The 25,049-nt window shown below is 34.9% G+C and carries 14 protein-coding genes, 3 tRNA genes and 3 rRNA genes; 17 read left to right on the plus strand and 3 right to left on the minus strand.

Going from position 1 to position 25,049, the window contains the following annotated elements:
- Position 1 precedes the first annotated feature (1 nt).
- The 6 genes from KK2020170_RS05575 (at position 2) to rrf (ending at position 6,970) form a co-directional block, all read left to right on the plus strand.
- On the plus strand, positions 2-1,237 hold the full coding sequence (locus tag KK2020170_RS05575) for an ABC transporter permease (protein ID WP_221259834.1): 1,236 nt from the start codon (positions 2-4) through the stop codon (positions 1,235-1,237).
- A 639-nt stretch (positions 1,238-1,876) separates the two neighbouring features.
- Positions 1,877-3,392, plus strand: a 16S ribosomal RNA gene (locus KK2020170_RS05580).
- A gap of 87 nt (positions 3,393-3,479) precedes the next feature.
- A tRNA-Ile gene (locus tag KK2020170_RS05585) sits at positions 3,480-3,553 on the plus strand.
- Between the two features lie 86 nt (positions 3,554-3,639).
- Positions 3,640-3,713, plus strand: a tRNA-Ala gene (locus KK2020170_RS05590).
- Between the two features lie 107 nt (positions 3,714-3,820).
- Positions 3,821-6,693, plus strand: a 23S ribosomal RNA gene (locus KK2020170_RS05595).
- Positions 6,694-6,860: 167 nt separating this feature from the next.
- A 5S ribosomal RNA gene (rrf, locus tag KK2020170_RS05600) occupies positions 6,861-6,970 on the plus strand.
- The 16S, 23S and 5S rRNA genes sit together here with 2 tRNA genes alongside, the layout of an rRNA operon.
- 549 nt (positions 6,971-7,519) lie before the next feature.
- On the opposite strand, the gene KK2020170_RS05605 is transcribed toward rrf, so the two are convergent.
- Entirely contained in the window at positions 7,520-8,659 is a 1,140-nt protein-coding gene (locus KK2020170_RS05605; protein ID WP_221259835.1) for an acyl-CoA dehydrogenase, read from the minus strand.
- Positions 8,660-8,755: 96 nt separating this feature from the next.
- Between KK2020170_RS05605 and KK2020170_RS05610 the strand changes: the two genes are divergently transcribed.
- The 8 genes from KK2020170_RS05610 to KK2020170_RS05645 all read left to right on the plus strand — a co-directional run bounded on the left by KK2020170_RS05610 (position 8,756) and on the right by KK2020170_RS05645 (position 15,957).
- Positions 8,756-9,823 carry an anhydro-N-acetylmuramic acid kinase gene (locus KK2020170_RS05610; protein ID WP_221259836.1) on the plus strand — a complete coding sequence of 356 codons (1,068 nt, stop codon included), beginning with the start codon at positions 8,756-8,758 and terminating at the stop codon, positions 9,821-9,823.
- A gap of 93 nt (positions 9,824-9,916) precedes the next feature.
- Positions 9,917-11,143 (plus strand): Glu/Leu/Phe/Val dehydrogenase dimerization domain-containing protein, encoded by a 1,227-nt coding sequence (locus tag KK2020170_RS05615; protein ID WP_221259837.1) that lies wholly within the window; start codon positions 9,917-9,919, stop codon positions 11,141-11,143.
- A 7-nt stretch (positions 11,144-11,150) separates the two neighbouring features.
- A complete protein-coding gene (gene nhaD, locus KK2020170_RS05620; protein ID WP_221259838.1) occupies positions 11,151-12,512 on the plus strand; it encodes a sodium:proton antiporter NhaD in 1,362 nt (453 codons plus the stop codon).
- Positions 12,513-12,561: 49 nt separating this feature from the next.
- On the plus strand, positions 12,562-13,266 hold the full coding sequence (locus KK2020170_RS05625; RefSeq protein WP_221259839.1) for a MotA/TolQ/ExbB proton channel family protein: 705 nt from the start codon (positions 12,562-12,564) through the stop codon (positions 13,264-13,266).
- 1 nt (position 13,267) lies between these two features.
- Positions 13,268-13,672, plus strand: a complete 405-nt coding sequence (locus KK2020170_RS05630) for an ExbD/TolR family protein (RefSeq protein ID WP_221259840.1) — start codon at positions 13,268-13,270, stop codon at positions 13,670-13,672.
- A 1-nt stretch (position 13,673) separates the two neighbouring features.
- The gene (locus KK2020170_RS05635) at positions 13,674-14,477 is read left to right on the plus strand and encodes a TonB C-terminal domain-containing protein (RefSeq protein WP_221259841.1); all 804 of its coding nucleotides are present in this window, start codon (positions 13,674-13,676) and stop codon (positions 14,475-14,477) included.
- An 80-nt stretch (positions 14,478-14,557) separates the two neighbouring features.
- Positions 14,558-15,772, plus strand: a complete 1,215-nt coding sequence (locus tag KK2020170_RS05640) for a bifunctional folylpolyglutamate synthase/dihydrofolate synthase (RefSeq protein ID WP_221259842.1) — start codon at positions 14,558-14,560, stop codon at positions 15,770-15,772.
- Positions 15,773-15,882: 110 nt separating this feature from the next.
- Positions 15,883-15,957 (plus strand) — tRNA-Val (locus tag KK2020170_RS05645).
- A 43-nt stretch (positions 15,958-16,000) separates the two neighbouring features.
- On the opposite strand, the gene KK2020170_RS05650 is transcribed toward KK2020170_RS05645, so the two are convergent.
- A complete protein-coding gene (locus tag KK2020170_RS05650) occupies positions 16,001-17,287 on the minus strand; it encodes a UDP-N-acetylmuramoyl-tripeptide--D-alanyl-D-alanine ligase (protein ID WP_221259843.1) in 1,287 nt (428 codons plus the stop codon).
- 65 nt (positions 17,288-17,352) lie between these two features.
- Positions 17,353-19,092, minus strand: a complete 1,740-nt coding sequence (gene gldJ, locus KK2020170_RS05655) for a gliding motility lipoprotein GldJ (RefSeq protein WP_221259844.1) — start codon at positions 19,090-19,092, stop codon at positions 17,353-17,355.
- Positions 19,093-19,302: 210 nt separating this feature from the next.
- Between gldJ and porU the strand changes: the two genes are divergently transcribed.
- From porU to KK2020170_RS05670, 3 genes are all read left to right on the plus strand, one after another.
- The gene (gene porU, locus KK2020170_RS05660) at positions 19,303-23,184 is read left to right on the plus strand and encodes a type IX secretion system sortase PorU (RefSeq protein ID WP_221259845.1); all 3,882 of its coding nucleotides are present in this window, start codon (positions 19,303-19,305) and stop codon (positions 23,182-23,184) included.
- Positions 23,185-23,224: 40 nt separating this feature from the next.
- Entirely contained in the window at positions 23,225-24,424 is a 1,200-nt protein-coding gene (porV, locus tag KK2020170_RS05665) for a type IX secretion system outer membrane channel protein PorV (protein WP_221259846.1), read from the plus strand.
- Between the two features lie 136 nt (positions 24,425-24,560).
- A complete protein-coding gene (locus tag KK2020170_RS05670) occupies positions 24,561-25,043 on the plus strand; it encodes a cytidine deaminase (RefSeq protein ID WP_221259847.1) in 483 nt (160 codons plus the stop codon).
- Positions 25,044-25,049 lie beyond the last annotated feature (6 nt).

The following is a 25,049-nucleotide window of genomic DNA, read 5'->3' on the forward strand; positions in this document are numbered from 1 at the left end:
ATTGAATTTAGAATATTTCATAGCCAAACGACTAACCGCTGCTAAGAACCATAAAAGTAGTGTTTCTTCTCCAATAATTAAAATTGCTACGGTTGCTATTGCATTAAGTATTTTAATGATGGTAATTTCTGTGGCAACAGGAATTGGCTTACAAAAGAAGATTCGCGAAAAAGTATCAGCGTTTAATGGACAAGTTATAATTTCTAACTTTGATGATAACCAATCACAAGTTAACACGGTTCCAATTTCTACCAATCAAGATTTTTATCCAAAATTTACTTCAGTCGAAGGAATAAAGCATATTCAAGCTGTTGCAAATAAAGCTGGATTGATTCGAACGGAAGAAACAGTTGAAGGTGTTGTTTTTAAAGGTGTGGGTAAAGATTATGACTGGAATAATATTAAAGAATATTTATCTGAAGGTAATTTACCCGATTTAAGTAAGTCAAATTATACTGATGATATTTTAATTTCTCAATATTTAGTCGATAGATTACATTTAAAGTTAGGAGATGTTTGCAGAACGTATTTTTTGAAAGAAGGAGGAAAAGGATATAATATTCGAAGTTTTAAAATTGTTGGAATATTTAATTCAGGTTTTCAAGAATTTGATGCCAACTATATAATAGGAGATATTCGTCATATTCAAAAAATCAATAAATGGAAAAATGATGAAGTTGGTCAGTTTGAAGTTTTTCTTAATGATTTTGACGAAATGGATGCAAAAGGAAAGGAAATCTATAAGCAAACGCCTTCTAATTATAATGTAATAACAATTTCAGAAAAGTATTATAGTATTTTCGAGTGGTTAAAACTTTTCGACTTTAATATTGTTATCATTCTTTCCATTATGATTTGGGTAGCAGTAATTAATATGATAGTTGCGCTTTTGGTTTTAATATTAGAACGAACACAAATGATAGGTATTCTAAAATCTTTAGGTGCAACCAATTGGAACATTCGTAAAATCTTTTTGTATAACGCATTTTATTTAATTGCAAAAGGATTGATTTGGGGAAATGGAATTGCCTTGTTATTATTGTTTATACAAAAGTATTTCGGAATCATTTCTTTAAACCCACAAAATTATTATGTTAACCAAGCTCCAGTAGATATTAATTTTCTATTTATTCTGCTTATTAATATAGGAGTAATCATAATTTGTCTATTAGTTTTATTAATTCCTTCTTATATAATTACCAAAATTTCTCCAGTTAAAGCCATTCGTTTTAATTAGTAGCACTACATTTTCAATTCAGTTCGCTAATATTCCCGCTGTCCACTATATCTTTTTTTCAAAAAGGATGTTGTTACCATCGGGGCTATTCAAGGCGTTTTGTTGTTAACGATTCGTAATTCGTAATTTTTAATTCGTAATTGATTAATTGTAACTAATTGATATTTAGGTTTAAGAAAAAAACTTTATAAAAAAGGGTAAAAAAAGTTTGGAAGTTGAGAAAAGAGTTCTACTTTTGCACCCGCTTTGATAAGGCAAGTTCATTGGATTTATAGAGAAGTTTGAATAAATAAAAAAGTTTTAAAAAAACTTAAAAATTTATTTGGATTGTAAGAAATAAAGATAGTATCTTTGCCGTCCCTAAATAAGGGAAGAGTGAGTAAGAGTTCTTAATTTTTTTAGTGTTTGGTAAGGTTTTAAAATTTTTTCAAAAAAAGTTTCAAAAACATTTGCGAGATAAAAAAAAGGTTGTACTTTTGCACCCGCTAATCGAGAGAGAGGCGAAAAGAATAGAAGACACGTTCATAGACATATTGGATTGACAGCACGACTTACAGAGATGTAAGTTGTAAAAATTAAGAGAGTAAGGCGAATTGAAATTAAATAAACCTAGCACTTATCGTACAATATTTAAAAACTACGATGAAGAGTTTGATCCTGGCTCAGGATGAACGCTAGCGGCAGGCCTAACACATGCAAGTCGAGGGGTAGAGTTAGCTTGCTAACTTGAGACCGGCGCACGGGTGCGTAACGCGTATGCAATCTACCTTGTACAGAGGGATAGCCCAGAGAAATTTGGATTAATACCTCATAGTATCTTTTGAAGGCATCTTCAAATTATTAAAGTTCCAACGGTACAAGATGAGCATGCGTCCCATTAGTTAGTTGGTGTGGTAACGGCACACCAAGACGATGATGGGTAGGGGTCCTGAGAGGGAGATCCCCCACACTGGTACTGAGACACGGACCAGACTCCTACGGGAGGCAGCAGTGAGGAATATTGGGCAATGGAGGCAACTCTGACCCAGCCATGCCGCGTGCAGGAAGACGGCCCTATGGGTTGTAAACTGCTTTTGTACGGGAAGAAACACTCCTACGTGTAGGAGCTTGACGGTACCGTAAGAATAAGGATCGGCTAACTCCGTGCCAGCAGCCGCGGTAATACGGAGGATCCAAGCGTTATCCGGAATCATTGGGTTTAAAGGGTCCGTAGGCGGCCTTATAAGTCAGTGGTGAAATCTCCTAGCTCAACTAGGAAACTGCCATTGATACTGTAGGGCTTGAATTTTTGTGAAGTAACTAGAATATGTAGTGTAGCGGTGAAATGCTTAGATATTACATGGAATACCAATTGCGAAGGCAGGTTACTAACAAACGATTGACGCTGATGGACGAAAGCGTGGGGAGCGAACAGGATTAGATACCCTGGTAGTCCACGCCGTAAACGATGGATACTAGCTGTTCGGTGCAAACTGAGTGGCTAAGCGAAAGTGATAAGTATCCCACCTGGGGAGTACGCACGCAAGTGTGAAACTCAAAGGAATTGACGGGGGCCCGCACAAGCGGTGGAGCATGTGGTTTAATTCGATGATACGCGAGGAACCTTACCAGGGCTTAAATGGGAGACGACAGTTTAGGAAACTAGACTTTCTTCGGACGTCTTTCAAGGTGCTGCATGGTTGTCGTCAGCTCGTGCCGTGAGGTGTCAGGTTAAGTCCTATAACGAGCGCAACCCCTGTTGTTAGTTGCCAGCGAGTAATGTCGGGAACTCTAGCAAGACTGCCGGTGTAAACCGTGAGGAAGGTGGGGATGACGTCAAATCATCACGGCCCTTACGTCCTGGGCCACACACGTGCTACAATGGCAGGTACAGAGAGCAGCCACTTAGCGATAAGGAGCGAATCTATAAAACCTGTCTCAGTTCGGATTGGAGTCTGCAACTCGACTCTATGAAGCTGGAATCGCTAGTAATCGGATATCAGCCATGATCCGGTGAATACGTTCCCGGGCCTTGTACACACCGCCCGTCAAGCCATGGAAGCTGGGGGTACCTGAAGTCGGTGACCGCAAGGAGCTGCCTAGGGTAAAACTGGTAACTGGGGCTAAGTCGTAACAAGGTAGCCGTACCGGAAGGTGCGGCTGGAACACCTCCTTTCTAGAGAAATGATAAGATGGTTTGTTTGGAGATGAGTTTTACTCTCGCTGTTAGTTCAAAAATTTAATGAAAAAGCTAAAAATACAGAGTCTCGTAGCTCAGCTGGTTAGAGTACTACACTGATAATGTAGGGGTCGGCAGTTCGAGTCTGCCCGGGACTACTATTTTTGAGTTTTTTTTAAGGAAATTCTGGAAGTTGAGAATTCAAAATTCGTAATTCTGAATTCATAATTCTGAATTTAAGAATGGGGGATTAGCTCAGCTGGCTAGAGCGCCTGCCTTGCACGCAGGAGGTCATCGGTTCGACTCCGATATTCTCCACATATCCGAAAGGATAACCGTTCATTGACATATTGAGAAAAGAAAAAATATAATAAGTAGAATAGAAAGCACAGTTTTGCATTTTATAATGTAAAGCTAAATAAGTACAATAAGCAAAATAAGGGCGTATGGGGGATGCCTAGGCTCTCAGAGGCGAAGAAGGACGTGATAAGCTGCGAAAAGCTACGGGGAGGAGCACATATCCGTTATATCCGTAGATATCCGAATGGGGCAACCCAATGCATTGAAGATGCATTACTCCGATAGGAGGGCGAACCCGCTGAACTGAAACATCTAAGTAGGCGGAGGAGAAGAAAACAAAAGTGATTCCGTAAGTAGTGGCGAGCGAACGCGGATTAGCCCAAACCAGTGTTGTTACGGCAATGCTGGGGTTGTAGGACCACGATATTTCTTGCGGATTGAATTAGAATAACCTGGAAAGGTTAACCATAGAGGGTGATAGTCCCGTACAAGTAAGAAAAGATAAGAATAGTGGTATCCTGAGTAGCGCGGGGCACGTGAAACCCTGTGTGAATCTGGCGGGACCATCCGCTAAGGCTAAATACTCCTGAGAGACCGATAGTGAACCAGTACCGTGAGGGAAAGGTGAAAAGAACCGTGAATAACGGAGTGAAATAGATCCTGAAACCATACGCTTACAAGCGGTCGGAGCCCTTTTGGGGTGACGGCGTGCCTTTTGCATAATGAGCCTACGAGTTACCGTTGCTGGCAAGGATAAGGTATTAAGTACTGGATCCGTAGCGAAAGCGAGTCTGAATAGGGCGCTTTAGTCAGTAGTGGTAGACGCGAAACCGTGTGATCTACCCATGGGCAGGTTGAAGCTGTGGTAACACATAGTGGAGGACCGAACCGGTTGACGTTGAAAAGTCTTCGGATGACCTGTGGGTAGGGGTGAAAGGCCAATCAAACTCGGAAATAGCTCGTACTCCCCGAAATGCCTTTAGGGGCAGCGCTTATTTAGTTTACTAGAGGTAGAGCTACTGATTGGATGCGGGGGTTTCACCACCTACCAATTCCTGACAAACTCCGAATGCTAGTAAATGATTGTAAGCAGTGAGGGCATGGGTGCTAAGGTCCATGTCCGAGAGGGAAAGAACCCAGACCATCAGCTAAGGTCCCCAAATGTATGCTAAGTTGAAAAAACGCGGTTTGCCTGCTTAGACAGCTAGGATGTTGGCTTGGAAGCAGCCATTCATTTAAAGAGTGCGTAACAGCTCACTAGTCGAGCGGGCGAGCATGGATAATAATCGGGCATAAGTATACTACCGAAGCTATGGACAGGAAACTGTGGTAGGGGAGCATTCTAAACTGGGTTGAAGGTTGACTGTGAGGTTGGCTGGACTGTTTAGAAAAGCAAATGTAGGCATAAGTAACGATAATGCGGGCGAGAAACCCGCACACCGAAAAACTAAGGTTTCCTCAGCTATGCTAATCAGCTGAGGGTTAGTCGGGTCCTAAGGCGAATCCGAAAGGAGTAGTCGATGGCCAACGGGTTAATATTCCCGTACTACTTATCATTGTGATGGAATGACGGAGTGATGAAAGCACCGCGAACTGACGGAATAGTTCGTTGAAGTATGTAGCTATAAGATCTATAGGCAAATCCGTAGATTTTGGTGAGATACGATAGTACTCGGAGTCTTCGGACAAAGGGATAGTGTGCCTAAGGGCTTCCAAGAAAAGTTTCTAAACTTAGATGATAAGTACCCGTACCGTAAACCGACACAGGTAGTTGAGGAGAGAATCCTAAGGTGCTCGAGAGATTCATGGCTAAGGAATTAGGCAAAATAGACCTGTAACTTCGGGAGAAAGGTCGCCAGCAGCAATGCTGGCCGCAGTGAAAAGGTCCAGGCGACTGTTTATCAAAAACACAGGGCTCTGCTAAATCGTAAGATGATGTATAGGGCCTGACACCTGCCCGGTGCTGGAAGGTTAAGAGGAGATGTTATCTTCGGAGAAGCATTGAATTGAAGCCCCAGTAAACGGCGGCCGTAACTATAACGGTCCTAAGGTAGCGAAATTCCTTGTCGGGTAAGTTCCGACCTGCACGAATGGTGTAACGATCTGGACACTGTCTCAGCCATGAGCTCGGTGAAATTGTAGTATCGGTGAAGATGCCGATTACCCGCAGTGGGACGAAAAGACCCTGTGCACCTTTACTATAGCTTAGTATTGACCTTGGACACGTGATGTGTAGGATAGGTGGGAGACTTTGAAGTGGCGTCGCTAGGCGTTGTGGAGTCATTGTTGAAATACCACCCTTTGCTTGTCTGAGGCCTAACCCCGATGATTCGGGGGACATTGCTTGGTGGGTAGTTTGACTGGGGTGGTCGCCTCCAAAAGAGTAACGGAGGCTTCTAAAGGTTCCCTCAGCACGCTTGGTAACCGTGCGTAGAGTGCAATGGTATAAGGGAGCTTGACTGAGAGACATACAGGTCGATCAGGTACGAAAGTAGAGCATAGTGATCCGGTGGTTCCGCATGGAAGGGCCATCGCTCAAAGGATAAAAGGTACGCCGGGGATAACAGGCTGATCTCCCCCAAGAGCTCACATCGACGGGGGGGTTTGGCACCTCGATGTCGGCTCGTCACATCCTGGGGCTGGAGAAGGTCCCAAGGGTTGGGCTGTTCGCCCATTAAAGTGGCACGCGAGCTGGGTTCAGAACGTCGTGAGACAGTTCGGTCTCTATCTACTGCGGGCGTTAGAAATTTGAGTGGATCTGATTCTAGTACGAGAGGACCGAATTGGACTAACCGCTGGTGTATCAGTTGTCTCGCCAGGGGCACTGCTGAGTAGCTACGTTGGGAAGGGATAAGCGCTGAAAGCATATAAGCGCGAAACCCACCACAAGATGAGATTTCTTTTAAGGGTCCTAGAAGATGACTAGGTTGATAGGCTATAGATGTAAAGGCAGTAATGTCATAGTCGAGTAGTACTAATAACCCGTAAGCTTATGTACGCGTCTCCCCGCTTTAGGGCGGGGACACTTTCTTTCTGAATCAAATAGATTCTTTTCTCAGTATGTTAAGATATTGGCAACCATGGTTGCAGTCAAAAGTCGAAAGACAAAAGTCCAAAGTAAGATATACTTTTTGACTTGTAACTTTTAACTTTAGACTTAAAACTTAAGGTGGTTATTGCGTCGGGGCTCACCTCTTCCCATTCCGAACAGAGAAGTTAAGCCCGATTGCGCAGATGGTACTGCCATCAGGTGGGAGAGTATGTCGCCGCCTTTCTTTTGAAAATCCTCATCAGTAATGATGGGGATTTTTTGTTTTTAGAAGGTTTTGAATAACTAAACAAGTGTTATTTAATTTTACATTTACTACATTTTACAATTTCAACATAATCAAATCCTTGATTAATAATATATTTTCTTCTAAATAAATTGTTTAAGCTAAAACGCATTTTTTCAATTTCAAGAAAATATATTTCAGTTGGATTTATATAAAACTCTAAGCATTTATTTCTAAATCTAGCAATCATCTTTAGTTCTCTTTCAGAATTATATTCAAAATATAGCCTAGAATTAGTTAATTTTAATGTATCAATTTTATTTTTTGATATTTTATAAAAAACAACTTCATTATTTTTAATGTTATTATTCAGAAAAGTAACATCTACTTCTTTTTTTGTGCAAAAATGAAATTAGCTAGTAATAAAGGAATAATATATAATGATTTCAGAGACATTTTTTATTTTATAAAATTTAATGTTGTTAAAAGTATAAAAAAAAGAGTCCAACTTTCGTTGAACTCTTAAATTATATGTTTTTGAAAAAAAAATTATTTTACTAATCCTCTCGAAATTACAATACGTTGAATTTCTGAAGTACCTTCGTAAATCTGTGTAATTTTAGAATCACGCATCATACGTTCTACATGATATTCGGCAACGTAACCATTTCCACCGTGAATTTGAACAGCATCATTAGCTACTTCTAAAGCTACTTCTGAGGCATATAATTTAGCCATAGCTCCAGAATGTGCTATATCTAAGCCTTGATCTTTTTCAGAAGCTGCTTTATGCACTAATAATCTCGCTGCAGTAGTTTTTACATGCATATCAGCTAATTTGAAAGCAATTGCTTGATGTTGGAAGATTGGTTTACCGAAAGCAACTCTTTCTTGAGCATATTTTAAAGCTAATTCATAAGAACCTTGAGCAATCCCTAATGCTTGAGAAGCAATTCCAATTCGTCCTCCATTCAATGTTGACATTGCAAACGCGAAACCAAATCCGTCAGCACCGATTCTATTTTCTTTTGGAACTTTTACATCGTTGAATAATAACGTATGTGTATCAGAACCACGAATTCCCATTTTCTTTTCTTTTGGACCTACTTCAAAACCAGGCATTCCTTTTTCTACAATAAGAACATTAATTCCTTTGTGTCCTTTTGAAGCATCTGTTTGCGCGATTACTAAATAAGTAGAAGCTGTTCCTCCGTTTGTAATCCAGTTTTTTGTACCATTTAATAAATAATGGTCACCCATGTCTATTGCAGTAGTTCGCTGAGAAGTAGCGTCTGAACCTGCTTCAGGCTCTGATAAACAGAAAGCACCTATAACTTCACCTTTAGCAAGTGGCGTTAAATATTTTACTTTTTGTTCTTCAGAACCATATTTTTCTAAACCAGCACAAACCAAAGAGTTGTTAACCGACATAATTACAGCAGCTGAAGCATCTACTTTTGCAATTTCTTCCATTGCTAAAACATAAGATAAACTATCTAATCCTGCACCACCATATTTTGGATCAACCATCATTCCTAAAAATCCTAGCTCCGCCATTTTTTTAACTTGCTCAGCTGGGAATATTGAATGTTCATCTCTTTCGATAACTCCAGGTAATAATTCAGTTTGAGCGAAGTCTCTCGCTGCTTGTTGAATCATTAAATGTTCTTCGCTTAATTTAAAATCCATAGTATTTGAATAAAAATTTTGTGTTATGTTTAAAAATAGTTCCCAAATGTAGTCATTTACTATTAAATTTTCAATACGAATTTGTAATTTTAACCCATGTTAAACAACAATTTTAAGGTTATTGGTGTCATGTCTGGAACTTCTCTAGACGGACTTGATTTTGCTTATATTCACTTTCATAGAAAAAATGAGTCGTGGGATTTTAAAATTCTTAAAGCTGAAACTTTTGGATACGATGATAAATGGAGATCAAAACTTAACAATGCTTTTCTTTTTAACAAAGAAGAATTAGATGTTTTAAATAAAGAATACACTTCATTTTTAGCTACACAAATCAAACTTTTTATTGCAAAAAATGAAATCCAAGATATTGATGCTATTTGTAGTCATGGTCATACAATTTTACATGAGCCAGAAGAGGGTTTTACATTACAAATAGGAAATTTACCTGAAATAGCATTATTGCTTAAGGAAACAGTTGTTTGTGATTTTAGAGTACAAGATGTTCAATTAGGGGGGCAAGGCGCACCTTTGGTTCCTATTGGTGATGAATTGTTGTTTTCTAATTATAGTTACTGTTTGAATTTGGGAGGATTTTCGAATATCTCATTTAATGAAAAAGGAAAACGTATTGCTTTTGATATTTCACCAGTTAATATAGTGCTGAATCATTACACTGAAAGTGTTGGTTATCACTATGACGACAAAGGAAAATTTGCAAAATCAGGAGTTGTAAATAAGCAATTATTAGAAGAACTAAATGCTTTAGATTTTTATAAGAAATCGTTTCCTAAATCGTTGGGAAAAGAGTTTATACAAAAAGAGATTTTACCTTTAATAAGTAAATATGAAATATCGGTTAATGATATTTTAAGGACTTTTGTTGAACATATAGCCATTCAAATTACAAATGTTGTAACCTCTAATACGAGTGTGTTGGTTACAGGAGGTGGAGCTTACAATGTTTTCTTAATTGAACGATTAAGGTTTTTTAAATCAAATGTTGATTGGGTAATTCCAAATGATGATTTAATACAATTTAAAGAAGCTTTACTATTTGGTTTTTTAGGAATTCTTCGTTTAAGAAATGAAGTTAATGTATTAAGCTCAGTAACAGGTGCTTCTAAAAATCATTCTTCGGGAATAGTTTATAACTATCCTTAAAAAGATTGTTAGGAAATAGGTAAATTTCCATTTTTCAATTACTAGAACAATATAGAATATGTATATTTGTGAAACTAAAATTTAACCAATCTAATGAAAGATTTACTTAATAAATTTGAAAATAAAGAACCAGAAATTGTATTTAATTGGAAAGACCCTGAAACTGAAGCCGAAGGATGGACAGTAATTAACTCTTTAAGAGGCGGAGCTGCAGGTGGAGGAACTCGTATGCGTAAAGGATTGGATATGAATGAAGTATTGTCTTTAGCTAAGACTATGGAAGTTAAATTTTCGGTATCTGGACCGGCTATTGGTGGTGCTAAATCAGGTATTAATTTTGATCCAAATGACCCTCGTAAAAAAGGCGTTTTAGAAAGATGGTACAAAGCAGTTTCTCCTCTTTTGAAAAATTATTATGGAACTGGTGGTGATTTAAATGTTGATGAAATTCATGAAGTTATCCCTATTACTGAAGATTGTGGTGTTTGGCATCCGCAAGAAGGTGTTTTTAATGGACATTTCAAACCAACTGAAGCTGATAAAATAAATAGAATAGGACAGTTACGTCAAGGTGTTATAAAAGTAATTGAAAACCCAACTTTTTCTCCTGATGTAAATAGAAAATATACTGTAGCTGATATGATTACAGGTTATGGAGTTGCTGAAGCTGTTCGTCATTATTATGATATTTTTGGTGGAGAAGTTAAAGATAAAAAAGCAATCGTTCAAGGTTTTGGAAATGTAGGTTCTGCTGCAGCTTACTATTTAGCACAAATGGGAGCTAAAGTTGTTGGAATAATTGACAGAGACGGTGGTTTGATAAATGAAAACGGATTTACATTCGAAGACATTAAAGAATTATTTTTAAATAAAGATGGAAATAAGTTAGTGGCTGCTAACATGATTTCATTTGAAGAAATCAACCAAAAAATTTGGTCTATTGAAGCTCAAATTTTTGCACCTTGTGCGGCTTCACGTTTAGTGACTAAAGAGCAAGTTGATCAAATGATTGCATCTGGTTTAGAAGTAATTTCAAGTGGAGCAAATGTTCCTTTTGCAGACAAAGAAATTTTCTTTGGGCCTATTATGGAAGCAACTGATAAGAAAGTAAGTTTAGTGCCAGATTTTATTGCAAACTGTGGTATGGCACGTGTGTTTGCTTACTTTATGGAGAAAAAAGTTCAAATGACTGACGAGGCTATTTTCTCAGATACCTCAAATACTATTAAAAAAGCAATAGAAAAAGTACACCAATTAAATTCTGATAAGAAAAACATTAGTGCAACTGCTTTCGAAATTGCTTTAAAACAATTAATCTAAATTTTTAATGGAAACTGTATTAATCGTAATTTTTATTCTAGGATACTTAGGTATTGCTATGGAGCATACCTTCAAAATAGATAAATTAATTCCTGCTTTAGGTATGATGGCTATTTTATGGGCTATTATTGCTGTAAATCACATGCAGGTTTATGAAATTTTACCAGGAGTTGGTAAAGAAGCGCATCATGTAGAAGGTGTGTTGTTACATCATTTGGGTAAAACAGCTGAAATTTTGTTTTTCTTAATGGGAGCAATGACAATTGTAGAAATTGTTGACTATTTTGATGGTTTTTCAACTATCAAGTCGTTTATTAAAACGAAAAGCAAATCAAAATTACTTTGGTTGTTTACAACTTTAGCTTTTGTTTTATCAGCAATTATTGATAATCTTACTGCAACGATCGTGTTAATTACGATTTTACAAAAAATCATTAAAGACAAAGAAGTAAGGCTTTGGTTTGCAGGTTTAATTGTTATTGCTGCTAATGCTGGTGGTGCTTGGTCTCCAATAGGTGATGTTACTACCACAATGCTTTGGATTGCAAATAAAGTTTCAGCTGCTTCTTTAATTGAACACGTATTAATTCCTTCAATTCTTTGTTATGCAGTTCCTGTAGTAATTGCTTCACGTATGGCAATTTTTAAAGGTAAAGTAGAGGAAGATACAACTGAAGAAGAAGAAAGTTCGTCAAAATATAGTTCAGTAATGTTTTACCTTGGATTAGGCGCAATTATGTTCGTTCCTATCTTTAAAACAATTACACATTTACCGCCATATGTTGGTATGATGTTGTCATTAGCTATTGTTGCTGCTATTGCAGAATTTTTGAGTAACCGTGAATTTAGTATGGGTGGAGCAACAGCTGGTGAAGGTTCTCATAATCATAGTCCAGTTCATAAGTCACTTTCTAAAATTGAGATGCCAAGTATTTTATTTTTCCTAGGTATTTTAATGGCAGTTGCTGCTTTAGAATCTTTAGGAATGTTATTTGATTTTGCTGGAATTTTAGAAGCAAATGTGCCTAATTTAGGAACAGAGCACCATTCTACAAAGATTTCTGATTTAGTTGTATTGTTATTAGGTGCTGGTTCAGCAGTTATTGATAACGTGCCTTTAGTTGCAGCAAGTATTGGAATGTTTCAAATTGGAATGGATGAGCCAGCATGGCATTTTATCGCGTATGCAGCAGGTACAGGAGGAAGTATTTTGATTATTGGTTCTGCAGCAGGAGTTGTAGCAATGGGTATGGAAAAAATTGACTTCTTTTGGTATTTGAAAAAAATTGGTTGGCTAGCCTTAATTGGATTTTTAGCAGGATCAGCTGGTTTTATTGTAATTAGAGATTTAATTCTAAATGCAGCTTAAGAATATAATTTTTTAAAAGAATTTTCGTTACTATATAAAAAATAAAAGTATGAGTTTATTTCTTCAAGCGGATAGTTTAGCAGTTGCTAACGAAGTTTTAACAGAAGATCAACCAGTAGAAAAAACCTTATCAATTTGGGAGCTTTTAACTAGTGGAGGAATTGGTGGGCAAGCCATTATTTTAGTGCTTTTTATCTTGATGTTTTTTGCTTTGTTCTTGTATTTCGAACGCTTAATGGCAATTAATAAAGCAAGTAAAATTGATGCAAATTTCATGAATAATATTAAAATGAATATTATGTCAGGAAAAATTGATAGCGCTAAAATGTTGTGTGCGCAAACAAATTCACCAGTGGCTCGTTTAATTGAGAAAGGGATTTCAAGAATTGGTAAACCTCTTGAAGATATAAACACAGCTATTGAGAATGCTGGAAATCTTGAATTATATAAACTAGAGAAAAATACCAGTATGTTAGCAACAATATCGGGAGCTGGACCAATGATTGGTTTCCTTGGAACGGTTTTAGGTATGATTCTTGCATTTCATAAAATGGCAAGTGGTGGCGGACAAATTGAAGTTGGTGCTCTTGCTGAAGGTATTTATACTGCAATGACAACTACTGTCGTAGGATTAATTGTTGGTATTGTGGCATATATTGGATACAATCACTTAGTTGTTAAAACAAATAAAGTGGTAAACCAAATGGAAGCAAACGCTGTAGAGTTTCTAGATTTATTAAACGAGCCAGTATAATATGCGAATAGGTAAGAATAAAAATAAAGTATCTACGGAGTTCAATATGTCTTCAATGACAGATATTGTATTCTTATTATTGATATTTTTCATGCTTACTTCAACTATGGTTACGACCAATGCCTTAGATTTAGTTTTACCAAAAGGCAAAGGGAAAACGGATAGTAATAAGAGCACTGCGGTAAATATTACTAATGAATTAAAGTTTTACATTGATAAGACTGAAGTTTCTAAAGAAGATTTAGAAAAGAGATTGTTAGAAATTTTGCCCGAAGACGAAAATGATAAAGGTAGAGCAATTGTATTAAGAGCCGAAGAAGATGTGCCATACAAAGAAGTCGTTTTTGTAATGGATGTTGCAAATAGAAATAGAATTAAAACAGTAGCTGCTGTTAATCCAAAATAAAATGAAGTTTTTAGAGACAAAAGAGGAAAAAGATTCTTTTATTATCACAAGTGGAATATTTGTGTTAATATTTCTTTTATGCTTTTTTGTTTTTGGTTTGACTGAATTTGATCCGCCACCTGAAAATGGTATTGCCATCAATTTTGGTACGAGTGATGTTGGGCAAGGAGAAATTCAACCAACTGAACCTATAAAAAGTGCGCCAACACCATCAGTTAGTGAGCCAGTTTCTTCGCAAGAGGAAAATACGTTAACACAAGATGAAGATTCGCCAGTTGTTGTTACGCCTAAAAACGAAACAAAGCCTAAGACGAATACGCCAAAAGAAACACCTAAACCAAAAACAGAAACTCCAAAACCATCTACAAATACAACAAATGCATTAGATGCTTTAATTAATGGACCTAAATCTGATGGGCAAACAACAGGAGGTCATGGCGATGATGGTTTACCAGGGGATAAAGGAGATCCAAACGGTAGTATTTATGCTAACAGTTTTTATGGTAGTGGCAGTGGTAATGGTTCTGGAAACGGGACTGGTTGGGGTTTAGCTGGACGTAAATTAGCAAGTAATAGTAAAAAGGTTCAAGATTGTAACGAAGAAGGTAGAGTTGTTGTCAAAGTTTGGGTAAATAGAAATGGGAATGTAATTAAAGCGGAGAGAACACAAGGTACTACTAATACAAATCCATGTTTAGTGAATCCAGCTATTGAGACAGCTAAAAGTTTTAAATGGCAAGCTGATAGTAAAGCGCCAGAAACTCAAATTGGGTTTGTGGTTGTGAATTTTAAATTAGGAGAATAATATTTTAAGCAACCTAATTAGGTTGCTTTTTTTTGCTCTTTTTATTAATTTTAGATAATAAGTTTAATTAATTCGCTATAATGAATTATAAAGAAACTACAGAATGGATGTTTGGTCAACTTCCAATGTACCAAAATCAAGGAGCAAAAGCATATAAAGCTGACTTAACCAATACTCTTGCGCTTGTAAATCATTTAAATAATCCCCAAAAATATTTTAAATCGGTTCATGTTGCAGGAACCAACGGGAAAGGTTCTGTAAGTTCAATGTTGGCATCAATTCTGCAAGAGGCTGGATATAAAGTGGGTTTGTTTACTTCGCCACACTTTAAAGATTTTCGTGAAAGAATTAAGATAAATGGTAATGAAATCAAAGAACAATTTGTTGTTGATTTTGTTGAAAAAAACAAGGATTTTTTCGATGCGAATAGCCTTAGTTTTTTTGAAATGACAACTGGTATGGCTTTTTCTTATTTCGCGAAAGAGAAAGTTGATGTTGCAATTATTGAAGTTGGTTTAGGAGGAAGATTAGATTCTACAAATGTTATTGATCCTTTAGTTTCAGTAATTACAAATATTGGTTTTGATCATAAACAATTTTTGGGAAATACTTTAGGAAGAATTGCTTATGAAAAAGCGGGAATTATAAAGCATAGAACACCTGTTGTAGTAGGTGAAACCATTGAAGAAACGAAAACTGTGTTTCGTACTATTGCAAAATTAAATAGCTCTGAATTGCATATTGCTGAAAATATTAATTTCCCAGATTATAAATGTGAATTAAAAGGCGATTATCAAAAAAAGAATTTAAAGACTGTTTTGACGGTTGTTTCTTTGTTGCAAGTTCATTTTTCAATTAGTAAAAAAGATGTTGAAAGAGGCTTGTTAAATGTCTCTAAAAACACAGGTTTAAAAGGAAGATGGCAGGTTTTAAATGAAAAACCTTTTGTGGTTTGTGATACAGCTCATAATGAACACGGATTAAGGTTGGTTTTAGAACAACTTGTCGGTTTAAAATATAATACGCTTCATATTGTTCTTGGTGTAGTAAATGATAAAGATTTAGATGAAATTTTACCACTATTTCCTAAAGTTGCTAAATATTATTTTTGCTCACCAAATTTATCTAGAGGATTAGATGAAGAAGTTTTAGAAAAAAAAGCTGAAGTATTTGGTCTTAAAGGAAAAAAATTTAATTCAGTTAGGAAAGCTTATGAAAATGCATTGCAAAATGCTGGCAATGAAGATGTTGTTTTTATAGGTGGAAGTACATTCACAGTAGCTGAAGTTGTATAGGTTTTACGATGTATTTAAAAAGTAAAATTTATTTTTAAAATCGTTTGGAATAATAAAAAACTGTATTATATTTGCACCCGCATTACAGTAGTAGTGCAGTTGAAATTTTAGGGCAATTAGCTCAGTTGGTTCAGAGCACCTCGTTTACACCGAGGGGGTCAGGGGTTCGAATCCCTTATTGCCCACGAATAAATTGAAAAGCAAGCTTATAAGGCTTGCTTTTTTTGTTTATAGAATTTCTAAGGTTCTTTCCAAGCTCATTCCTCTTGAGCCTTTAATTAAAAGTAAACTATCCTTTGGCAAATTATTTTGCAATGAATTTTTAAAGTTATCAAAGTCTTCAAAAAAGGCAATATTGTTTTTTGCTAGATTTTTGCAGCCATAAAAATGTTTTCCGATAAAGTAAAATTGTATTTCGGACTGATTTAAGCAAGTTTTTACCAGATTTTCATGTTCTCTATGGCTTTCTTTTCCAAGTTCAAACATATCGCCTAATATTGCCATTTTAGGGCTTTCTGATAATTGAAAGAAATTGGTTAGAGCTGCATTCATACTACTTGGGTTAGCATTATAAGCATCTAAAATTATCTTATTAGAATTTTTTTCAACAATTTGAGATCGATTATTGTTAGGGAAATATTCTTCAATAGCATTCTTTATTGCTTCGTTAGGGATCTTAAAATATTTACCAAGAGCAATTGCAGCATTTATGTTGTTTGCATTATAAAGACCAATTAAATTTGATTGAATGGATGTATTATCAAACGTAATCTTCACCATTGGATTGGCTTCAATGGAATGTATTTTAACATCACAATTTCCATCAGTACAAAATGTAAATCGTTCAATGTTTTTTGTTTTTTCAACTTGAATATTATCTTGTAGATTTACGATTGCAACTTTTGAATTTAAATCAAGATATTGATACATCTCGCTTTTGCCTTTTATTATTCCCTCAACACCTCCAAAACCTTCTAAATGTGCTTTACCAAAATTTGTTATATAACCAAAATCTGGTTCTGCTATAGAACATAAAAATTCTATTTCTTTTTGATGATTGGCTCCCATTTCAACAATTCCAATCTCAGTTTCATTATCAAAGGATAGTAATGTTAAAGGTACACCAATATGGTTGTTTAGGTTTCCAGTTGTTGCTTTAGTGTTAAATTTTTTTGATAATACTACATTAAAAAGTTCTTTTGTGGTTGTCTTACCATTACTGCCTGTAAGACCAATAACTTTTATATTTAAAAGATGTTTTCTATGATAATTAGCAAGTTCTTGCAGCGTTGTTAGAGAATCTTCTACTAGAATAGTTTTACCTTCTATATAATATTTTGGATTATCAATTATAGCATATTTTGATCCTTTTTCTAAAGCTTCCTTAGCAAATTCGTTTGCGTCAAAACGTTCTCCTTTTAAAGCTATAAATAAACTATTTTGAGAAATGTTTCTTGTGTCGGTTGTAACTTTAGTACACTCTAAGAATTTTTTATGTAGTTGGTCTATTTTCATAAAACGAATATATAAAAAAAGCCCTTTCAAACGAAAGGACTTTTTTATAAAGTATGAAACTAAATTTATTGTTTTGGATTTCCTCTAGGAGATTTCTTGTTAGATTTTGGTCCAACTTTAGACATTGCACATCTAAATCCGATGTAATCAGTTGCCATATCTTGTGGGAAATATCTTCTTTGAGCTGGATCTAACCAATAAGCTCTATCTCTCCAAGAACCACCTTTGTAAACTCTTACGTTGTCATCTACTAAACTTGTTCTTGTATCAGATTTATCATATTCTTTAACAAATTTCTCTTCACCAATTGGATTACCTAAGCTATCTTGCTCTTGAGTCATTCCAATTTTGTGTTGAGGAGCATCATACATGATGTATTTGTTTTCACCTTCACCTTCTTCACCTTCTTCTTCATCAGAACCACCAAAACGGAAGTAACGAGTTGAAGGCATATCACCATCTCTGTAATTTCTATTATCAGAAGTAGAGAATTGAGTTCTTAAGTAAGTCTCATTTTCATCAACTGGAATTTGAGCAATTTGACCAGGGAAATTTCTAGCCATAATCTTACCATTACTTAAAGTGTCGTAAGTGATATTATCTGCAGTAACGATTTCAGTTGTTCCATCGTCACCAATTTTGTTTTTCATGTAAACGTTACCTCTGAAGTAGTTGAAATCATTAACTTCGTCGTCAACCATTGGTCTGTATACGTCAGCAACCCATTCAGCAACGTTACCAGCCATGTCATATAAACCAAAGTCATTTGGAGGATAAGATTTTACTTTGTTTGTAATGTCAGCTCCGTCATCAGACCATCCTGCTACTCCGCCGTAATCACCTTTTCCTTGTTTAAAGTTTGCTAATTGGTCACCTCTGTAAGCTCTTTTTCCAGAACGAGTATATTGACCACTCCAAGGATATTTCTTTTGTCCTTTGTAGATGTTATATTCTCTGTTTCCTACTAAAGCAGTTGCAGCATATTCCCATTCAGCTTCTGTTGGTAAACGGAATTCTGGTAAAATTAATCCAGAACTTCTTTGAGCATAAACGTTTTTCTCTTCTTCAGATGCTTCACCTTTACGACCATTTGTTCCTTTTCTTAAAACTACCTCTTCTTTACCACCATAAGTTTGTTTTGGAGTTGCTAAATAGGTTTCAGTGCTAAATGTAGACTCAGCAGTTACATCTTCACCAAAATTAATTTTAGCATCTTCTTTTAAATATCCATTTTTTTCTAAGATATTTTCATTTACACGGTCAGTTCTCCATTTGCTGAATTCAACGGCTTGAATCCAGTTAACACCTACTACTGGATACTCAGCATAAGCAGGGTGTCTTAAGTAGTTGTTAGTCATAGTTTCGTTGTAACCTAAACGGTTTCTCCAAACTAACGTATCAGGAATAGCTCCTGTATAAATATTTTTATAGTTATCTTCAGTTGGAGGGAATACAGTTTTTAACCAAAATAAGTACTCAGTGTACATTAAGTTAGTTACCTCTGTTTCATCCATAAAGAAAGATTGTACGTGTTGTTGAGAAGGAGTATTGTTCCAATCGTGCATTGGATCATCTGCAACCTTACCCATAGTGAATGTACCACCTTCAACAGGTACCATTCCTGGAGGAGTTTCTTGTTTTTTGTACTTGGTGTTGTACTGAAACCCACCATTCTTATCATTGATTTTCCATCCCGTTGCTCTTGAGCCTCCTTTTGAGCTTGAGCCTTTACTACAGCTTGAAAGACCTATTGCTACTGCAAATGCAAGTAACAAATTTAAAGCCATCATTTTCTTAATTTTCATACTTTAGTAGGTAATAAATTTAGTGTCGCAAGATAATAATTCTCTACTAAAATGCAACATGTTTTTCAAAAAATAAAAAAAAAATTAAATTTTTGTTAAAATATACTGTCTTAACGGCTTAAAGATGTTTTTATTGTGTTTGATTTAGCTAAAGTGAAAATATTTTTTTCTATTTGTAATATTAAAACGAAAAAAACGTTTACTAAATTGATGAAAAAGCTTTTTTATTTATTTTTATTATTTGCCAGTACATTGGTTTATTCACAATTTGAAAGGGAAGTTGTGCTAAATTGGGAGGGTTCTTCTGATGCAAAAACCTCTGAAGTAGAGGTCTTTAAGTTTCCTTTTTTTAGTAATAAAGAACTAGATGTTGATATAGCGAATAGGGTTTTACTCTATAGTGAGGTTTTTAATACAGTAAATTTTGTTAATCCGTCGAGTTTAATTACTAATGTTGAGTATCAATCAATTACTGAATCTGAATTGTATGGTCTAAATAAAAATTTAATACCATCATCGATTAGTGCTAATATTAAATCTGTAAATGCGAGAGATAAAATAATTTCAGTATTTACTTTTTCTCCAATAATTAAAGATGGTGTAGGTTATAAAAAAGTAATAAAAATTAACTATTCATTTGGTTTTGATTTATTAAATAAGAATACGAATAGTAGTTTTTCAGTTAATGCTATTCAAAATTCTGTTTTAGCGACTGGTAATTGGTATCGATTCTATGTTGAAAAATCTGGTGTTTACAGAATCTCAAAATCTTTTTTACAAAGTTTGGGACTTAACACAAATGTTGATCCTCGTACTATAAAGATATATGGTAATGGCGGAAGAATGTTGCCATTGCAAAATCAGCCAACATTTTCTATAGATTTAGAGGAAAATGCCATACAGTTTATTGGTGAAAATGATGGTGTGTTCGATGATAGTGATTATATATTGTTTTATGCTGAAGGAGTTGATACTTGGAATAACGAGAGTTTAACGAGTGTTAATTTATTTGCAGATAAATCGTATTATTATGTTACTTCAGGTGCTGGCAATGGAAAACGTATTCAAGATGCTGTTGAGCCAACTAATTCACCTAATTTAACTTTTACAAATTACGATGCTGTAAAAATTTATGAAAAGGATTTGGTTAATGTTGCAAAACTAGGGAGAAGATGGTTTGGGGAACAATTTAATGTTGATAATAGTCAAACTTTTCAAATTTCATTTTCAAATTTAGACACTTCAGTTCCGTTGGAATTGAAAATTAATTTGGCTTCAAAATCTCCTAATCCATCATCTTTTTCAATTTCTGCAAATAACCAAAATTTAGGAACAATAAATTTTGTAGGTGTTCCTAATGGTGCAACTTTTGAAGCTTTTGAAAATACCTTAAATACAAACTTTACTTCTACAAATGATAATATTACATTTCAGATTGATTACGATAATGGCGGAGTTCCGTTTTCCAATGGATATCTCGATTTTATTCGTGTAAAAGGAAAATGTAATTTGGAAGCAAACGGTCAGCAGTTTTTCTTTTTTAATGATCAACAAGCTACTAATATTGGAATCGGTCAGTATGCATTGTCGAACGCAAATTCAATAGAGCAAGTTTGGGACGTTACCGATATTTTAAATGTAGAAAGGTTTGTTAATACATCTGGAGGAAATTTTGCCTTTAAAGTAAATTTAGGGCAAGAAAGAAAATATTTAGTAGTAGATCCGTCAAATTATTTTGCACCGTTAAAAGAATCAAATTCTGTAGTTCAAAATCAAAATTTAAAAGGAACAATATTTTTAAATAATTCAGGTGCTTTTGAGGATGTTGATTACCTTATAATAACGCCTAATTTTTTAAGAAATCAAGCGGAAAATTTAGCTAATTTTCATAGACAATACTCAGGATTAAATGTAAAAGTTGTGACTACTGAATCAATTTATCATGAATTTGGTTCTGGTAAACAAGATGTGGCGGCTATTCGAAATTTTATTAGATATGTTTATCTAAATGGTTCTAGTCTAAGTGAAAGAGTTAATTATGTAAATCTCTTCGGTGATGCATCTTATGATTATAAAAATAGAGTTGCTAACAACTCTAATATTGTACCCATTTTTCATGGATTTAATCCTGGGACTTCTGAGGTTAATAATACTTCAAATATGTCCTTAGTTTCGACTTTTATGTCGGATGATTTTTATGGGTTAATGGATGATGGAGAGGGCAGAATGTTGCCAGCCGAACCAGATGGTATTGATATAGCAGTTGGAAGGATGCTGGTTAATAATGTTCAGGAAGCTAACGAAATGGTTAATAAAGTTATTGAATATCATGCTGAAGATTCATATGGTAGATGGAGAAATACTTACACAATATATTCTGATGATGCAGATACTACGGGTGATGCTCAATTACAAGTATACATTAATGATATTGCCGATGTTTTAGTTAATGAGAAACCTTTTGTGAATGTAAAAAAGATCCATAGTGATGCTTATATTCAAGAAGTAACAGCAGGTGGTGAAAAATATCCAGAAGCGAAAAATGACTTTTTAAATGTTATAGAACTTGGAAGTTTGGTTATAAATTATTTTGGCCACGGTAATGAAGAATTTTTAGCAAATGAAAGACTTTTTGAAAGGTTGGATGCGCAAACTTTAAACAATCGGTACCGTTATCCTTTGTTTATTACAATTACTTGTGACTTTACCAGATTTGATGACCCGAACAGATTAACTGGTGGTGAATTTATGTATTGGAACACGGATGGTGGTGCAATAGCGCTTGTGGCAACCACACGAGAGATTTTTGTTAATACAGGTGTTACAATGAATAGTTATTTAACTGAGTTTCTTTATGCTTATGGATCTTATGATTATCCGACAATTGGTGAAGCTGTAAGATTAACTAAGATTCAATCGGGGTCTAATAATAGAAGGGTAGTTTCTTTTATTGGGGATCCAGCAATGTATTTAGCGATTCCAAAACCAAAAGTGGTTTTAACTGAGGTTAATGATATTCCTGTAAGCCAACCTTTGCCTATTTTTCAAGCTTTAAGCCCTATGAAAATTGAAGGAGAAATTGTAGATGAAGGGAATGCTTTGCTTGCTAATTATATTGGAGATGTTGCTATTCAAATTTTTGATAAACCGATAAATAGAAGTACATTAGGAAATAATGGTGTTACAAATGGTACGGGACAATTAATCACAATGAACTTTGTTACCCTCGGGGAAACGATTGTTAGAGGTAATGCATCAGTTACTGATGGTAAGTTTGAGTTTAATTTTGTAGTACCTCAGGACATAAGGATTCCTTTAGGTAATGGTAAAATTAGTTTTTATGCGAAACGTAATAGTCCACAACTTGAAGATCAAACAGGTTATAATTTAGATATTCAGGTAGGAGGCGTTAATACTTCAGCTGGAGCAGATACAACTCCACCATCAGTTCAATTGTTTATGAATGATGAGAGTTTTGTTTCTGGTGGTATAACAAATTGTTCTCCTATTTTAATAGCAAAATTACAGGACGAAAATGGTATTAATACAGCTAGTGGTATTGGTCACGATATTGTTGCAATTTTAGATGGTGATGAATCAAATCCGTATGTGTTAAATGATTACTATGAAACAGCATTAGATGATTTTACTAATGGGATTGTAAGATTTCCATTCAGGGATTTGGAACCTGGAATGCATACTATTTTATTCAAAGCTTGGGATGTTTATAATAACTTAATAACTATGGAGATTCAGTTTAATGCTATCTGTTCAGATGAAGGTTTAAAAATTGATAAAGTATTAAATTATCCTAATCCATTCTCAACATATACTGAATTTTGGTTCACGCATAACTCACCTTTTGAAGCTTTAGATGTACAGGTTCAAATCTTTACAATTACAGGTAAGGTTGTGAAAACAATTAATCAACAAGTAGTAACAGATGGATTTCTTTGCAGAGAAGTAAAATGGGATGGAAGAGATGATTTTGGAGATCGAATTGGAAAAGGAGTGTATGTTTATAAATTAACCGTTAAATCGGCGAGAACTGGTAATCAAACAGAAAAACACGAGAAACTTGTAATACTATAATAAAATAGTATATTTGTCAACTTAAATTTTTTTAAATGCTATGAAAAAAATTGCAGTTTTATTTTTAATAGTACTAATCAATCAATCAATAAAAGCGCAGGAAAGAGTTGTAACGACTGGAGTTCCCTTTTTATTAATTGCTGCTGATGCAAGATCTGCAGGAATGGGAGATATGGGTGTTGCTTCATCTGCTGATGCTTTTTCACAACAATTCAACCCGGCGAAATATGCCTTTTCATTACAGAAACAAGGTTTTTCTGTTAGTTATACACCTTATTTAAGTAGTATAGCAAATGATATTTCTTTGGCACAATTAACGTATTACAATAGAATAAACGAAAGAAGTGCTTTTGCAGGTTCTTTTCGTTATTTCGGTCTTGGCGATATTCAGTTAACAAATGATATTGGAGAAGAACAAGCTGTAGTAAGTCCAAATGAATTTGCTATTGATGGTTCATATTCCTTAAAATTAAGTGAGCAATTCTCAATGGCTGTTGCAGGTAGATATATTCGTTCAAATTTAAGAATTCCAAGTTCTGATGGAGATGCATCTTCGGCTTCAAGTTTTGCAGTTGATATTGCAGGATTTTATCAGTCTGAAGAAATTGCTTTTAGTGATTTTAATGGACGTTGGAGAGCAGGTTTCAATTTGCAAAATATGGGGCCAAAAATCAACTATAATAATGACAATATTGATGAAAATGCTAACTTTTTACCAGCTAACCTTCGTTTAGGTGGTGGTTTTGATTTTATTTTAGATGATTATAATAAAGTAAGTGTTTTAGGAGAAGTAACTAAGTTAATGGTTCCAACACCACCAGCTAGAATTACAGAAGTTGATGAAGATTTAAATGGAGATACTGTAATTGATCAGGACGATGTTGCAATTGCAAATGATAAAGCAATTTCAGATTATAGAAAAACGGGTTGGGTTAGCGGAATTTTCCAATCGTTTAACGATGCGCCTGATGGTTTTTCAGAAGAGTTAAAAGAGTTTACATGGGCATTAGGTGCTGAATATTCTTACCAAGATTCATTTTCATTACGTACTGGATATTTTCATGAAAGTGAAGATAAAGGAGCGAGAAAGTTTTTTACACTTGGTGCTGGATTCAAATATAACATTGTAAAAATTGATGTTTCGTATTTATTCTCAGCGTCTAAAGTTAAGAACCCATTAGAAAATACATTACGTTTTTCACTAACGTTCAACTTTGGTGAAACATACGATGAACTATAATAGTTAAGAATAGTTAAAATATAATCCAAATTCATTTGAATTTGGATTTTTTTTCCCTTGTTATGAAAGTAAATTAGCATAATAAGGTTTTTGGAAGTTGAATATTACAGTTTTTATAATATAAATTTTTGTTAGGATGAAACAAATTTCACTTACAACAAACTTCACAGTTTTTGATTCTTTAAGCGAATTGAGCGCTAACGATAAAGAATTAATGCTACAAGCAGTCGAAATAAGAAAGCAAGCCTATGCGCCATATTCGAAGTTTCAAGTTGGAGTTGCGCTTTTTTTAGATAATGGTAAAATTGTCAAAGGAACCAATCAGGAAAATGCAGCATATCCTTCTGGATTATGTGCAGAACGTGTTGCGATTTTTTATGCAGGAGCAAATTATCCTGATGCAAAAATTAAAAAAATATTTATTTCAGCTTCACCTATAGATAGAGAATTAGATAAACCAATACCTCCTTGTGGAGCTTGCAGACAATCTATTGCTGAATACGAAATTAAACAAGAGTCGCCAATAGAAGTTTTTTTTATGGGGGCAAAAGGTGAAGTATTTAAATCAGATTCGCTTAAAAATTTGTTGCCACTTTTATTTGATAAGAATTACCTATAACGATTT

The organism is Flavobacterium okayamense, assembly GCF_019702945.1.
GTDB classification, from domain to species: Bacteria; Bacteroidota; Bacteroidia; order Flavobacteriales; family Flavobacteriaceae; genus Flavobacterium; species Flavobacterium okayamense.